The organism is Flavobacterium ginsengiterrae (genome assembly GCF_039539785.1).
Lineage (GTDB): Bacteria > Bacteroidota > Bacteroidia > Flavobacteriales > Flavobacteriaceae > Flavobacterium > Flavobacterium ginsengiterrae.
This window is the reverse complement of the sequence record NZ_BAABDU010000003.1, coordinates 1,414,319-1,428,009: the sequence shown is the minus strand read 5'-3', so window position 1 is coordinate 1,428,009 and position 13,691 is coordinate 1,414,319. Positions and strand designations below refer to the sequence as shown.

14 protein-coding genes are annotated in these 13,691 nt (G+C 32.7%); 4 read left to right on the top strand and 10 right to left on the bottom strand.

Annotated elements, in window-relative coordinates; genetic code table 11:
- Positions 1–214 precede the first annotated feature (214 nt).
- On the top strand, positions 215–2,818 hold the full coding sequence (locus tag ABD859_RS09070; protein ID WP_345143202.1) for an AsmA-like C-terminal region-containing protein: 2,604 nt from the start codon (positions 215–217) through the stop codon (positions 2,816–2,818).
- Positions 2,819–2,859: 41 nt separating this feature from the next.
- Here the strand turns inward: ABD859_RS09070 and ABD859_RS09065 are convergent, their stop codons facing one another.
- Together ABD859_RS09065 and ABD859_RS09060 are read right to left on the bottom strand one after the other, a co-directional pair.
- Positions 2,860–3,939: a glycosyltransferase family 9 protein gene (locus tag ABD859_RS09065; protein ID WP_345143199.1), complete on the bottom strand. Its 1,080-nt coding sequence runs from the start codon at positions 3,937–3,939 to the stop codon at positions 2,860–2,862.
- Positions 3,940–4,192: 253 nt separating this feature from the next.
- A complete protein-coding gene (locus ABD859_RS09060; RefSeq protein WP_345143196.1) occupies positions 4,193–4,987 on the bottom strand; it encodes a DUF2797 domain-containing protein in 795 nt (264 codons plus the stop codon).
- Between the two features lie 245 nt (positions 4,988–5,232).
- Here ABD859_RS09060 and ABD859_RS09055 point away from each other — a divergent pair, with 245 nt between their 5' ends.
- Together ABD859_RS09055 and ABD859_RS09050 are read left to right on the top strand one after the other, a co-directional pair.
- A complete protein-coding gene (locus ABD859_RS09055) occupies positions 5,233–6,744 on the top strand; it encodes a GH3 auxin-responsive promoter family protein (RefSeq protein ID WP_345143192.1) in 1,512 nt (503 codons plus the stop codon).
- A 16-nt stretch (positions 6,745–6,760) separates the two neighbouring features.
- A complete protein-coding gene (locus tag ABD859_RS09050; protein ID WP_345143189.1) occupies positions 6,761–7,000 on the top strand; it encodes a redox-active disulfide protein 2 in 240 nt (79 codons plus the stop codon).
- 169 nt (positions 7,001–7,169) lie between these two features.
- Here ABD859_RS09050 and serB read toward each other — a convergent pair whose 3' ends face one another.
- The 7 genes from serB to ABD859_RS09015 form a co-directional block, all read right to left on the bottom strand.
- Entirely contained in the window at positions 7,170–8,402 is a 1,233-nt protein-coding gene (serB, locus tag ABD859_RS09045) for a phosphoserine phosphatase SerB (protein ID WP_345143186.1), read from the bottom strand.
- Between the two features lie 158 nt (positions 8,403–8,560).
- Positions 8,561–8,995 (bottom strand): VOC family protein, encoded by a 435-nt coding sequence (locus tag ABD859_RS09040; protein WP_345143183.1) that lies wholly within the window; start codon positions 8,993–8,995, stop codon positions 8,561–8,563.
- Positions 8,996–9,032: 37 nt separating this feature from the next.
- Positions 9,033–9,470 (bottom strand): SRPBCC family protein, encoded by a 438-nt coding sequence (locus tag ABD859_RS09035; RefSeq protein WP_345143180.1) that lies wholly within the window; start codon positions 9,468–9,470, stop codon positions 9,033–9,035.
- Positions 9,471–9,472: 2 nt separating this feature from the next.
- Positions 9,473–9,880 (bottom strand): VOC family protein, encoded by a 408-nt coding sequence (locus tag ABD859_RS09030; RefSeq protein ID WP_345143177.1) that lies wholly within the window; start codon positions 9,878–9,880, stop codon positions 9,473–9,475.
- Positions 9,881–9,962: 82 nt separating this feature from the next.
- Complete coding sequence (locus tag ABD859_RS09025; RefSeq protein ID WP_345143174.1) at positions 9,963–10,367, bottom strand: SRPBCC family protein; 405 nt, start codon at positions 10,365–10,367, stop codon at positions 9,963–9,965.
- 17 nt (positions 10,368–10,384) lie between these two features.
- A complete protein-coding gene (locus tag ABD859_RS09020; RefSeq protein WP_345143172.1) occupies positions 10,385–10,798 on the bottom strand; it encodes an SRPBCC domain-containing protein in 414 nt (137 codons plus the stop codon).
- Between the two features lie 19 nt (positions 10,799–10,817).
- Positions 10,818–11,228 (bottom strand): VOC family protein, encoded by a 411-nt coding sequence (locus ABD859_RS09015; RefSeq protein WP_345143169.1) that lies wholly within the window; start codon positions 11,226–11,228, stop codon positions 10,818–10,820.
- A 143-nt stretch (positions 11,229–11,371) separates the two neighbouring features.
- Here ABD859_RS09015 and ABD859_RS09010 point away from each other — a divergent pair, with 143 nt between their 5' ends.
- On the top strand, positions 11,372–12,334 hold the full coding sequence (locus ABD859_RS09010; RefSeq protein ID WP_345143166.1) for a GlxA family transcriptional regulator: 963 nt from the start codon (positions 11,372–11,374) through the stop codon (positions 12,332–12,334).
- 56 nt (positions 12,335–12,390) lie between these two features.
- Here the strand turns inward: ABD859_RS09010 and clpX are convergent, their stop codons facing one another.
- Entirely contained in the window at positions 12,391–13,623 is a 1,233-nt protein-coding gene (clpX, locus tag ABD859_RS09005; RefSeq protein WP_345143164.1) for an ATP-dependent Clp protease ATP-binding subunit ClpX, read from the bottom strand.
- Between the last annotated feature and the right edge of the window lie 68 nt (positions 13,624–13,691).

Genomic DNA, 13,691 nt, shown 5'->3' with positions numbered 1-13,691 from the left:
ATTTCTGAATTGATCATCGACAAAATTGTTTCATTTATAAAGAAATAAGTACAACAATAAATACTTAAAAACCGTTTGAAAAGTATCAAACGGTTTTTTTATTTTAATTACCATATTTTTCTTACATTATTAAGAAAATTTTATCTTGGCAGTTCAATAAAAAAACTATTTTTGCAAGAGTCAATTTTCAAAATTAAACCTCAAATCTATAAATATGTTAAAGAAAATTTTAAAAGTAACCGCCATTGTCCTAGTGGTTTTTGTGGCTGCATTATTTGCCATTCCGTTCTTTTTTAAAGATCAAATCAAGGCCAAAATTGCCGATGCGATCAATGAAAGTGTTGATGCCAAAGTAAGTTTTGCTGATGCTGATTTAAGTTTGTTTAAAAACTTTCCAAATGCAGCTGTTGGCATTGAAAAACTGGTTATCATCAACAAAGCACCTTTTGAAGGTGACACACTGGTTTCATTAGGAGAGTTGAACCTTAAAATGAGTATTAAAGAACTTTTTAAAGGAAAAGATGAACCTTTAAACATTCAGGGAATAAGTTCTCAAAATGGTTTAATCAATATTATCTTTAATAAAGATGGTGTAGGAAATTTTGATATAGCTTTAAAAGATAAAAAAGATGACAATAAAAAGGATGACAAAAGCAGTCCGCTTTCGTTAAAAATCCAAAACTATAAAATCGAAAACTTCACGTTTAGATATATCGATCAGGGTTCAAAAATTAAAATGGTAATTGATAGTTTGAACCACGAAGGAACCGGAGATTTTACAAACTCTAAGTTAGATTTAAACACAAAAACTACAGCTAATGTATCTTTAGATATGGATAAAGTTAATTATATGAAAAATATAAAACTGACTTTAGACGCTGTTTTAGGAATTGATTTAGACCAAAGCAAATATACTTTTAAAGAAAACAAAGCTTTAATTAACCAGCTGCCGTTAGAATTTGACGGATTTATTCAAATGGTTGAAGCCGGACAGGTTTACGATCTTAAATTTAAAACACCTACTTCATCATTTACTAATTTCTTAGGCTTAATTCCATCTGCTTATGCATCAAGTTTAGATGGCGTAAAAACAACAGGAGAATTTACGGTTGCCGGTTTTGCAAAAGGGCAGTTAACAGATACTACCGTGCCTAAATTTAATATTGAAATTGCGTCAAACAATGCTTCATTTCAATATCCGAATCTTCCAAAATCAGTTCAGAATATTGTAATTGATACTAAAATTATTAATGAAACCGGAATTTTAAACGACACGTATGTAAATTTAGATAAACTTTCTTTTAAAATCGATCAGGATGTTTTCAGTGCCAAAGCAAATATTAGAAACATTACTGTTAATCCGCTTGTAAATGCGGCTTTAAAAGGAACAATCAATTTAGCAAACCTTTCTAAAGCGTATCCAATTAAAATGGATAAACCTTTGGCAGGTATTTTAAAAGCTGATGTTACTACCGATTTTGATATGGCTTCTGTAGAAAAAAGTCAATATCAAAACATAAAAAATGCCGGAACAATGAGTTTATCAGGATTTAAATATACTGATGAAAACAATAAATCAATGAATATCAGCACGGCTTTAGTAGAATTTAATCCAAGTACAATTAATCTGAAACAGTTTAATGCTACAACAGGAAAAAGTGATATCGCGATTAATGGTATTCTTGAAAACTTTTACGGTTTTATGTTCAAGAAACAAGAACTTAAAGGAAACTTTAACATGAGCTCAAATCAGCTGGCAGTTGATGATTTCATGACTTCGGGAGAACCGGCAAAAGAAGAAACAAAAACGCCTGCAAAACCAGCCGATGCAATGAAAATTCCAGCTTTCTTAAACTGTACTTTAAATGCAAAAGCAACAACGGTTTTATATGATAACTTAAAACTAAATGATGTTTCCGGAAAACTGATCATAAAAGATGAGAAAGCTTTATTAGAAAACTTTAAAACATCGATTTTTGGCGGAACAATTGGTTTAACTGGAGCAGTTTCTACTAAAACCAAAGTGCCGACATTTGATATGAATTTAGGTTTTAACCAAGTTGATATTGCACAGACTTTTACGCAGTTAGACATGATGAAAAAAATTGCGCCAATTGCCGGAATCATTAATGGTAAATTAAACTCGACTATTAAATTAAATGGAAATTTAGATGAAAAAGAATTAACACCAGATCTAAAATCAATTTCTGGAGATTTACTTGGACAACTGCTTTCTACAACTGTAAATCCTAAAAACTCTACGGTTTTAAATTCTTTAACTTCAAACATCAAATTCCTTGATGCAAGCAAACTGAATTTAAACGATTTAAAAATGGCATTAACGTTTGATGACGGAAAAGTAAACGTGAAACCTTTCGATATTAAATATCAAGACATTAAAGTAACTGTAGGCGGAACCCATGGTTTTGACCAAACAATGAATTATAATTTAAAACTGGATGTTCCTGCTAAATATTTAGGAAACGAGGCAAATGCTCTTATCGCAAAAATGTCTCCTGCTGATGCGGCAAAACTGGAAAACATTCCAATTAATGCTGTTATTGGCGGCAACTTTTCGAATCCAAAAATCAGCACTGATATGAAAAGTGCTGTTACAAGTTTAGCTTCTCAGGTGGCAAATCAGCAAAAAGAAAAACTGACTCAAAAAGGCGCAGCAGCTTTGACAGATTTAATAAATAAAAACACCAAAGCAAAAGACACAACGCAGGCGGCAAAAACAGAAAAAGAACAAAAAGCTCAGGAAACTACCAAAAAAGCAACTGACTTAATTAATGGACTTTTCAAGAAGAAAAACTAAAACAAAAAAAGAGGCCAATCATAATGATTGGCCTTTATTTTTTATACTGCTTTAGGATATAATTTTAATTTTCCGTTTTCTAAAATTGAATTGATAATTTTAAAATATTCCGGCTGAAGACATTTCTTTGTATCGATTCCTACACTGCCGCCATCGTAAGGTTCGTATTTTTTGAGTTCCGAAACCGAAAATAGTCCCATAACCGGAGCCTGAACAGAACTTGCTAAGTGCATAATACCGCTGTCAGCACCAATAAACAAATCAACATTTGCAAGTACAGATCCCATTTCGCGGATATCCTTACTGTAATAAGTTGGAGCCTGAAATCCTATTTGAGAAACATTTTCAATTGGCAGAATTTCAATAATATTATAATTTCTGTATTCTACTTTAAGTTTAGAATAAAAGCTTTCCCACCATTCTTCAGAAAAACATTTTTCTCCGGTTGCATACGTAAACAAGCAAATAGTTCGTTTTGAAGGATCAATTATATGATCTAAAATTCGTTTTCCGTTAGCAATTTCTTCAATCGAAAGTTTAAGATCTAAAGATTCTACTATTTTATTCTTTTTTGGAAGCCCAAGTTTGGTTAAATACGTGCGGAAATTATACACAGGATATTTGGCAATATGATCGTAATCACTTTTAGATTCTGTTAGTTCACCATCAAGGTCTCCGTAGAATTTATATTTTGCTCTTGAGAATTTTACAGCCAGTCGGCCTGAAGAAGAGTTTTGATCGACATTTATAGCCATGTCGTAAGGCTCACTTGTAATTGAAATCCAAACTTTGATATATTCAATTAGACTTTTAAAAGGCTTTTTGGGCAGATGAATGGTTTTATTGACGACCTCATAATTTTCGAAGATAATGGGCGCTAAACCTCCTTTTACAAACAAATCAATTTTACAATTTGGAAATGTTTCTTCAACTTCCTGAACGAGAGGTGTAATCAATAAAAGATTACCAAGTCTGCCATTTGGCCTGCAAATTAAAACACGCTTAATTTCAGTTTTATCAACCAAAATAATATCGCGTTCGGTTTTTGGTTTACCAATGTTTTTCGTCAGACCACGCATTACGCCCCGCCTAAATTGATTTATTTTGCCTAAAACACTCATCTATTACAATAATTAAAAGGATTAAATAATTTATATACTTATAAAAAAAGCCTGAGATAGGATAAATTTCAAATCTAGGCTCTTTTTATTTTTAAAATTAAATTCTTTGAATAAGTAATTATTATAAAATTGTAACCAAATTTATCAAAATTCCCATTACTTTTCATTGAAATCCCAAAAATACTGCGATTACGATAAGGCTAAAAAATTATTATATAGATACAGTTATTGTGTAGACAAATGGTAGATTATGCTAGACGTTTATGGTTACAACATAACCTTCGGAGCCGCGAATATTAAAAACAGTTCCGTTTTCAAAAATTAAATATTGTCCTTTTATGCCTACCAGCTTTCCTTGAAATGAAGGAGTTTTATCTAAATTTAAACTGGCAACTTTAGCCGGATAATTTAAAACAGGATAATTTAATTCGTAAACATCATTTTTCTGGCTGTAGAAGTAATCTTTAACTTCTGTTGGAATTAAATTTTCGACTTTTGATTTTTCAAAGATTAAATCACATCCTTCAGAATTGCACTGCAGCATTTTTCTCCAATTTGTTTTATCGGCATAATGATCTTTAAGTGCAACCTCAGTAATTCCCGCCAAATAACGATTAGGAACCTCAACAATGGCAATGGCCTGCGTAGCTCCTTGGTCAATCCATCGTGTTGGAACCTGACTTTTGCGGGTAACTCCCACTTTAATTTCACTCGATAAGGCTAAATAAACAATATGAGGCTGTAATTGTGCTTTTTGTTCGTATTCTAAATCGCGGTCTGCAATTCCTAAATGTGCAGTACTTAATTCAGGTCTCATAATCCAATCGCCTACGGCCGGACTCGAATAAAAACAATCGTAGCAAAATCCTTGTCTGAATATTTTTTTCTTTTTATGACAATTCAAGCATTCAAAACCGGCAAAATTAATCTCAATTTCTTTGTCTAATAATTGATTAACATTGAGAAAACTATCCTCAAAAACTAAATAATACTGAATTGGACTGCCAATTTCAGTCTGCATTTTAGTAAGTACGCCTTGATATGTCATTAAATTAAAATTGTAGATTTTAGATATTCGATTTTAGTTTTACTATCTGAGATTTTAAGTTTTCTTTTTTTGAAAAAAACATTTTTTGAATTAAAATCTTAGTGCAAATGAAGCGGTTTTTATTACAAAAAACACTATTTTTGATACAGCAGCAAAGTTAATATTTGTGTTTTGATATTCAAATTTTAAGTTTCCTGATTTTGCCTGAAATGGTAAAAACTAACATCTAAAATCAACCGAAGTCCATGCCTTTATCAATAATAAACTCTTTTGCTTCATGGGTTCTGAAACAAAGAATCCATCAAATTGAACTTTTTTTAAAATACCCTAATGAAGTTCAGGAAGAACTATTGCATAATTTATTAATGGCATCTGAAAATACGGTTATTGGAAAAAAATATGACTTTGAATCTATAAACTCTTATCAAACTTTTGCAGAAAGAGTTCCTATTGCAAGTTATGAAGAATTGCAGCCTTTAATCGAACGTACACGTCAGGGCGAACAAGGTGTTTTTTGGGAGTCGCCAATTAAATGGTTTGCCAAATCGAGCGGTACTACAAATGCTAAAAGTAAATTTATTCCGGTAAGTAATGAAGCTCTGGAAGACTGTCATTATAAAGGCAGTAAAGATTTACTTTGTTTGTATTTAAATAATAATGAAGATTCTGAATTGTTTCTTGGAAAGAGTTTACGCTTGGGCGGAAGTTCTCAAATCTATGAAAACAACAATACTTTCTTTGGCGACTTATCTGCAATATTAATTGAAAATATGCCTATTTGGGCTGAGTTCAGCAGTACGCCAAGCAGTAAAACTTCGTTAATGAGCGAATGGGAAACCAAAATTGCAGCTATTATTAACGAAACTAAAAATGAAAACGTTACCAGTTTTGCCGGAGTTCCTTCCTGGATGCTGGTTTTAATGAATAAAGTTCTGGAAAACACAGGAAAACAAAGTTTATTAGAACTTTGGCCTAATCTGGAAGTTTATTTTCACGGCGGCGTGAGTTTTTCTCCTTATAAAGAACAATACAAGAAAATTTTACCGAGTAAAGATTTTAGATATTACGAAATCTATAATGCATCTGAAGGCTTTTTTGCTATTCAGGATTTAAACAATTCGAGCGATTTGTTACTAATGCTGGATTATGGAATTTTCTATGAATTTATTCCAATGGATACTTTTGGAACTCCAGATCAAAAAGTCGTTCGATTGGCAGATGTTGAATTGAATAAAAACTACGCCATTGTTATTACTACAAATTCTGGTTTGTGGCGTTATTTAATTGGCGATACGGTTCGTTTTACATCATTGAATCCGTATAGAATTAGAGTTACCGGAAGAACCAAACATCATATTAATGTTTTTGGCGAAGAATTAATGGTAGAAAATACGGATCAGGCGATTGCGAAAGCATGTCAGATTACTCAAACTGAAGTTATCGATTATACGGTTGCTCCTATTTTTATGCAGGATAAAGAAAAAGGCGCTCATGAATGGATGATTGAATTCAAACAAAAACCTGCTGATGTTGGTCTTTTTCAAAAAGTTCTGGATGAAACCTTACAGACTTTAAACTCTGATTATGAAGCGAAACGCTACAATAATATGACTTTAAATCCTTTGGTGATTAATGTTGCAAGAGAAAATCTTTTTTATGATTGGTTAAAGGAAAGAGACAAACTGGGCGGACAGCATAAAATTCCGAGACTTTCTAATCAAAGAGATTATCTGGAACAATTGAAAGAAATGTGTTAAAACAAATCAGCTTAAAATGAAAAATAAGTTTAGCGAAATGACCACAGACGAACTGATTAAAAATCAGAAAACATTAAAAACGGTTAATATTATTTTTATTGTAGTATTGGCTATGTTGTTTTTTCTAAATTTAATTATTGTTTTTCTAAAAGGTTTCAGCGCTTTAAATGTTATTCCTATTGCATTATTGCCAATTCTTTTTTTGAATTTGAAGAATTTGAAAGAGATGAAAAAAGAATTAGATTCTCGTAAATAAAAAATCTTTCTTTTCTTAGAAATCGATGATTCCACTTCGCATGAGGGATAGCAGCGAAAATCCTTTTGTGCCGGGGTTCGGCACAAAAGATTGAAGCGAATAGCCCGACCCGGAGGGACATGCCACTATTAAGATTCTGAGATTCTAAGCTGCTAAGGTTTTCTCAATATTACATCATATCGATATACCTGTCGTGGTATCCTAAAAGGTACAAAACACCGTCTAGACCTAAACTTGAAATAGATGTGGAAGCACTTTCTTTCACCTTTGGTTTAGCGTGAAAAGCGATTCCCAGACCAGCTAAATTCAGCATTGGAAGATCGTTTGCTCCGTCGCCAACTGCAATAGTTTGGTTGATATGAATTCCTTCTTTATCAGCAATTGCTTTTAAGTGTTCGGCTTTCTTTTGTCCGTCTACGATATCGCCTATATATTTTCCGGTTAGTTTTCCATCTTTTATTTCTAATTGATTGGCATGAACATAATCAATGCCTAATTCTTTTTGCAGGTATTCGCCAAAATAAGTGAAACCTCCTGAAAGAATTGCGGTTTTATAACCGTAATATTTTAAGGCTTTCATTAAACGGTGTGCTCCTTGTGTTATTGGCAGTTTTTCGGCAACAGATCGCAATACATCTTCGCTTAAACCTTCTAACAAGGCCATACGTTTTTTAAAACTTTCGTTAAAATCAATTTCGCCGTTCATGGCAGATTCTGTAATAGCACGAACCTGATTACCTACTCCGTTTAGTTCTGCCAGTTCGTCGATAACTTCGGTTTGAATTAAAGTTGAGTCCATATCAAAGCACACTAAACGACGGTTTCTTCTATAAATATTATCTTCCTGAAAAGAGATATCGACGTTTAATGTTCTTGAAATTTCCATGAAACTTGCCGTCATGACAATTTTATTTACAATTTCGCCTGTTACAGATAATTGAATACAAGAACGAGGATATTGCTCTTTTTCTACAATTGAAGTTCTTCCTGTTAAACGAATAATCGAGTCAATGTTAAGATTTTGATCTGACATTATTTTAGTAACTGCCGCTAATTGTGAAGCTGCCAGTTTTTCGCCTAAAATATTGATGATGTAGCGTTGCTTAGACTGTGATTTTACCCAGGTTTCGTAATCTTCAATTGAAATTGGAATAAACTTAACTTTGATTTCCAGTTCGTAAGCTTTAAACAATAAGTCTTTTAAAACTGGTGCAGATGAAGAACCTGCAGCTATTTCGAATAGGATTCCTAAAGAAAGTGTGTCATGAATATCGGCCTGGCCAATGTCTAAAATATTAGCATCATAAGCTGCTAATACAGCTGTTAAACCTGCTGTAACCCCTATTTTATCGTGTCCAGAAACTTTTAATAAAATAATTTCTTTATTTTCCTCTGCTGCCATTTTATCTTATTGATTTTAAAAGCGACAAAAATCGGCAATCTCTTGGTTATAAAAAAGAATAATCCTTGTTTTTTTTGTAAAGAAAAAGCGCATTATAATGCGCTTTTTCAAGTAATTTAACAATAATGTCACGTTATTAAAATAACATAACTTTTTAATTATTTATCAGGCTGGTTTTCATCAAAGTTTACCATCCAGTTTATTCCAAATTTATCTTTGAACATTCCAAAATAAGCGCCCCAAAAAGTTTTATTCATAGGCATTTCTACTTTTCCTCCTGCTGAGAGTCCGTTAAAAATTCGATCTGCTTCGTCTGTACTTTCTGTATTAATCGAAATTGAAAAATTGTCTCCAAATCCTACATCGCCATATCTTGGATGCGAGTCGCTTCCCATTAAAATGGTATTGCCAATTGGAAGCGAAACGTGCATAATTCGGTTTAAAGCTTCTTCAGAAAGTACTTCTCCTTCTTCTGCCGGAGCATCTTTATATTTCCCTATGTAAGGAAATTCTCCACCAAAAACTGATTTGTAAAACAGGAATGCTTCTTCGCATGTTCCGTTAAACATTAAATAGGGATTTATTGCTGCCATGATATTTTTGCTTTTTTGTTTGTTTTTTATTTGATAATTATTCTTCTGATAGTTGTTTTACTACGTCCAGACCTCTGGGAAAAACGTCTTTAAAATAATCAACATATTTTTCACTCGAATCGTTACGCGCAATCAATTCAGTAAATTCACCATCCGGAATTAATTGGTATGTTTCCATTGCACCGCTCCATTTTTTTGTTTCTTCATCAAGAGGCATTTCTTTAAAATCTTTTATCTCTCCTATATGCTTAAAAGCCATATATACGTTAGGCGTTTTTTTGTCGATAATACTATACATACCTTCTCCGTTTGGCGACATAAAATGTACTTTGTCTCCTTCGTTCCAATCAGTTATGGTATATGAACCTTCACAAAAAACACTTGTCCATTTTTTATAGGTTTCATCATTCCATAAAACATCCCAAATCTTTTGAGCCGGGGCTTTAATTCTGGTTTTAAATTCTAAAGTTTCCATAATTATGATAATTTAGCAAAATCCATAAATAAGACATTCCAACGATGGCCGTCTAAATCTGCAAAACCAAAACCGTACATCCAGCCTTGGCTTTCTGCAGGTTCAGCAAAAATGTGTCCTCCGGCTTCCTGAACTTTTTTGGCAAGTTCGTCTACTTCTTCTCTGTTTTCTGCGTCTATCGAAATCAGGATTTCAGAACTTGATTTAGTATCAGTAAGTTTGTTTTGCGAAAAACTTTCAAAAAGTGATTCTTCAAATAGCATTACAACAAAATGATTTTCGCCTACAACCATACAGGTAGAACTTGGCGTGTCATGCTGTTCATTAAACGAGAAACCAATTTTCCAGAAAAAATCTTTCGCTTTTGCCACATTTTTTACTGGCAGATTTAACCATATTTGTTTTGTCATTTTTTTGATATTTTTTCGTTAAACATTTTTTTTGAATTACATAAAAACAAAGAGTCCCTTTTCTCTTTGTTTTTATAAAGAATTAATTATTCTCAACATAACTTTTAAAGTTGTCCAGAATTGCCTGCCAGCCGCCACGCTGCATTTCTTCTGAATTTTGGGTTTCAGGATCAAAACTTTCTGTTATTTCGACTCCGTCGAGTGTTTCTTTAAAAAAAATTTCTACTTTTCTTCCGTCCGCCATAACATATTTTATTGCTTTATTAGGCTCAACAAAAGTATATTCGCCTTCAAAATCAAAGCTCATACTTCCATCTTTTGCTGCCATCGTAGATTTGAATTTTCCACCTTGCTTTACATCATTTTCTGCATAAGGCGTATGCCAGTCCGGAGAAGCAAAACTCCATTTTGTGATATGTTCCGGCAAAGTCCAAAAATCCCACACTTTGTTTATTGATGCATTGACTGTATTTTGTACTGTTATCATTATCTATTATTTTTAAATTACACTTCTTTACTATTTTCAACATATTTTTTAAAGTTATCAATTACCGCCTGACACCAATTTTTCTGCATATTTTCAGAATCACTTTTTATAGGTTCAAACACTTCTGTAATTTTTACTTTATTGCCGTAATCTTCAAAATGAACACTTCCTGTTCTGTTATCCAAAAGCTTATACTCTATAACTTTAAATTTTTCTACTTTGGTATATTCACCTTCAAAATCGAAACCTGCACTTTTATCTTTAGCAGCCATTTCGTATTTAAATTTACCGTTTACCCGTAAATCATTTTCAGCGTAAGGTGTATGCCATTCTTCAAAGGCATAATTCCAGTTTTGAATATGTTTTGGAGAAATCCAAAAATCCCAGACTTTGTTTATAGATGCGTTAATCGTATTTTGAACTGTAATCATTTTTTATTCTTTTAATTAATTACATCTGTTCCGGAATCTGGCTTTCATCCATATAAAAAACTTCCCAATGGTGTCCGTCTGGATCCAGGAATGTTTTTTGGTACATCCACCCATAATCCTGTTCTCTTTTATAATCTGTTCCGCCTGCTTTAACTGCTTTGTTTATCATTTCATTTACTTTTTCTCTTGATTCTAAAGAAATAGAAATAAGAGCTTCACTAGTAGTTTTAGAATCACAAATTTCTTTATCTGTAAATGTTTTATAAAACTCTTCGACTAAAAGCATTACATTGATGTTTTTACCAATAACAATACAAGCTCCTTTTTCGTTTGTGAATTTTGGATTGACAGAAAATCCAAGTTCTTTAAAAAATGATATTGCTCTGTTTAAGTCTTTTACAGCCAGATTTAAATACATATTTGTTTCCATAATATTATAAAGTTACAATTATTTAAAACAAATTTAGAATTTAAAAACAGGCTTTATGATACAATAAAAGTCAACTTTAGGGGCATTTAAGACAAAATACTTACATTTGTTTAGCAGTTAATTTCTTAAAAAACCACCAAATCATGAGCAAGAAAGTAGGTTTAATCGTTCCTCACGATTATAAATTGTTAAGCATAGCCGCTATTTTAGAAGTTTTTGAAACGGCAAATAAATTGAGTAAAGAAACTGAAAAACCATTTGAAATTATGATTTTTCAATCGGCAGAACAAATTGATCAGGAATCTTTATTTGGCTATAATATTAATTCGATTGAAGCTTCAAAAATTTTGGATTTAATTTTGATTCCGGCTTTTACAACTGACAATATGAGTGAAATGATTGCAAAAAATAAGCGTTTTATTCCGTGGCTTCAAAACCAGCACAAAGCTGGAGCAGAACTAGCCAGTTTTTGTACAGGAGCTTTTTTGTTTGCTGCTTCGGGATTATTAAACGAAAAACTGGCAACAACTCATGTCGATGCCTGCAGTGCATTTACAAAAGCATTTCCGATGGTAAAGTTAAAACCCGAAGAAACTTTAACAGCAGACGGAAGTTTGTACACCAGCGGAGGATCGACCTCAACGTTTCATCTCTTGATTCTTTTGGTTCAAAAATATTGCGGAAATGAAATTGCGGTACAAATTGCCAAAATTTTCTCGATTGATTTAAACCGATACAAGCAAAGTTATTTTAGTACTTTCAGACCCAATCATTTGCACAACGATACTTTAGTTGCCATGCTGCAGCAAAAAATTGAAAGTCAATATCACAGTATTGAAAAATTGGAAGAAATCACGAAAGATATTCCAACGAGTGCGCGAAATATGACTCGTCGTTTTAAACAAGTTACGGGGATCCCGCCAATTGAATATCTACAAAATATAAGAGTCGAAAGTTCTAAAAAATATCTGGAGCAAACCCAGCTTTCGATTTCGGAAATTATTGAAAAAACGGGATACAATGATCCAAAAGCTTTCAGGAAAGTATTTTATAAAATGGTAGGCATGAAACCTATTGAATATAGAGAGAAGTTTAGGGTACAATAATAGATATAAAAAAACCTGTTCAGATTGAACAGGTCTTTTTTATATTTATTAAAAAATTACGAAGCAATTTCCATACGCTTCAACAAGTTTTTGCTTAATGTATGTTCTGCATAATCTTTATCGATTGACAGTACTTTATCATCTGAACTTGGCAGTTCGTACATTGCATCTGTTAAGATTGCTTCACATAACGAACGTAATCCACGCGCTCCTAATTTGTACTCTAAAGCTTTATCTACAATAAAGTCTAAAGCTTCATCAGTAATACTGAATTCAACTTCATCCATTAAAAATAACTTTTGATATTGTTTTACCAATGCATTTTTAGGTTGTGTTAAAATCGCACGAAGAGTTTCTTTATCTAAAGGATCCATATGCGTTAAAACTGGTAAACGACCAATAATCTCAGGAATCAATCCAAAATCTTTAATGTCTTTTGGAATAATATATTGTAATAAATTGTCTTTGTCGATATTATCTACATTCTTGGAAGTAGAATATCCAACAGCCTGACGGTTTAAACGTTTTGAAATAATACGTTCTACTCCATCAAAAGCTCCACCTGCAATAAACAAGATGTTTTGAGTATTTACTTCAACAAATTTCTGGTCAGGATGTTTACGTCCTCCTTTTGGCGGTACGTTTACAACTGTTCCTTCTAATAATTTTAATAATGCCTGCTGTACACCTTCACCAGAAACATCTCGTGTAATAGATGGGTTGTCGCTTTTACGGGCAATTTTATCTATTTCGTCTATAAATACGATTCCTCTTTCTGCCTTTGTTACATCATAATCTGCAGCTTGTAAAAGACGAGTTAAAATACTCTCAACATCTTCTCCCACATAACCTGCTTCTGTAAGTACAGTTGCATCTACGATAGCCAAAGGAACATCTAACATTTTTGCAATTGTTTTTGCAACTAATGTTTTTCCGGTTCCGGTTTGCCCTACCATAATAATGTTACTTTTTTCAATCTCAACTTCGTCGTCTAATTGCTGCTGCATTAAACGTTTGTAGTGATTGTAAACGGCAACTGACATTACCTTTTTTGTCTGATCCTGACCAATAACGTATTGATCCAGAAAAGCTCTGATTTCTTTTGGCTTTTTTAGAATCAAATCTCCCACAAGCTTGGCACTTCCGCTTGATTTTAATTCTTCTAAAACAATTCCGTGCGCCTGCTCAATACACTTATCACAGATATGTGCATTTATACCGGCAATTAATAAATTAGTTTCTGGCTTTTTTCTTCCACAAAACGAACATTCTAATACTACTTTTGCCATTCTTTATTTAAGTTACTAAGCTGCAAAGATACTAAGTTTCTAAGCTTTTTAATCTAAAACTTAAAAAC

Excerpts from the sequence above, each read along its gene's own strand:
- ABD859_RS09030 (WP_345143177.1), bottom strand. The coding sequence starts at position 9,880 with ATGACAAAACAAATATGGTTAAATCTGCCAGTAAAAAATGTGGCAAAA.
- ABD859_RS09065 (WP_345143199.1), bottom strand. The coding sequence starts at position 3,939 with ATGAGTGTTTTAGGCAAAATAAATCAATTTAGGCGGGGCGTAATGCGT.
- ABD859_RS09035 (WP_345143180.1), bottom strand. The coding sequence starts at position 9,470 with ATGGAAACTTTAGAATTTAAAACCAGAATTAAAGCCCCGGCTCAAAAG.
- serB (WP_345143186.1), bottom strand. The coding sequence starts at position 8,402 with ATGGCAGCAGAGGAAAATAAAGAAATTATTTTATTAAAAGTTTCTGGA.
- ABD859_RS09070 (WP_345143202.1), top strand. The coding sequence starts at position 215 with ATGTTAAAGAAAATTTTAAAAGTAACCGCCATTGTCCTAGTGGTTTTT.
- ABD859_RS09055 (WP_345143192.1), top strand. The coding sequence starts at position 5,233 with ATGCCTTTATCAATAATAAACTCTTTTGCTTCATGGGTTCTGAAACAA.
- ABD859_RS09040 (WP_345143183.1), bottom strand. The coding sequence starts at position 8,995 with ATGGCAGCAATAAATCCCTATTTAATGTTTAACGGAACATGCGAAGAA.
- ABD859_RS09020 (WP_345143172.1), bottom strand. The coding sequence starts at position 10,798 with ATGATTACAGTTCAAAATACGATTAACGCATCTATAAACAAAGTCTGG.
- ABD859_RS09060 (WP_345143196.1), bottom strand. The coding sequence starts at position 4,987 with ATGACATATCAAGGCGTACTTACTAAAATGCAGACTGAAATTGGCAGT.
- ABD859_RS09010 (WP_345143166.1), top strand. The coding sequence starts at position 11,372 with ATGAGCAAGAAAGTAGGTTTAATCGTTCCTCACGATTATAAATTGTTA.
- clpX (WP_345143164.1), bottom strand. The coding sequence starts at position 13,623 with ATGGCAAAAGTAGTATTAGAATGTTCGTTTTGTGGAAGAAAAAAGCCA.
- ABD859_RS09050 (WP_345143189.1), top strand. The coding sequence starts at position 6,761 with ATGAAAAATAAGTTTAGCGAAATGACCACAGACGAACTGATTAAAAAT.
- ABD859_RS09015 (WP_345143169.1), bottom strand. The coding sequence starts at position 11,228 with ATGGAAACAAATATGTATTTAAATCTGGCTGTAAAAGACTTAAACAGA.
- ABD859_RS09025 (WP_345143174.1), bottom strand. The coding sequence starts at position 10,367 with ATGATAACAGTACAAAATACAGTCAATGCATCAATAAACAAAGTGTGG.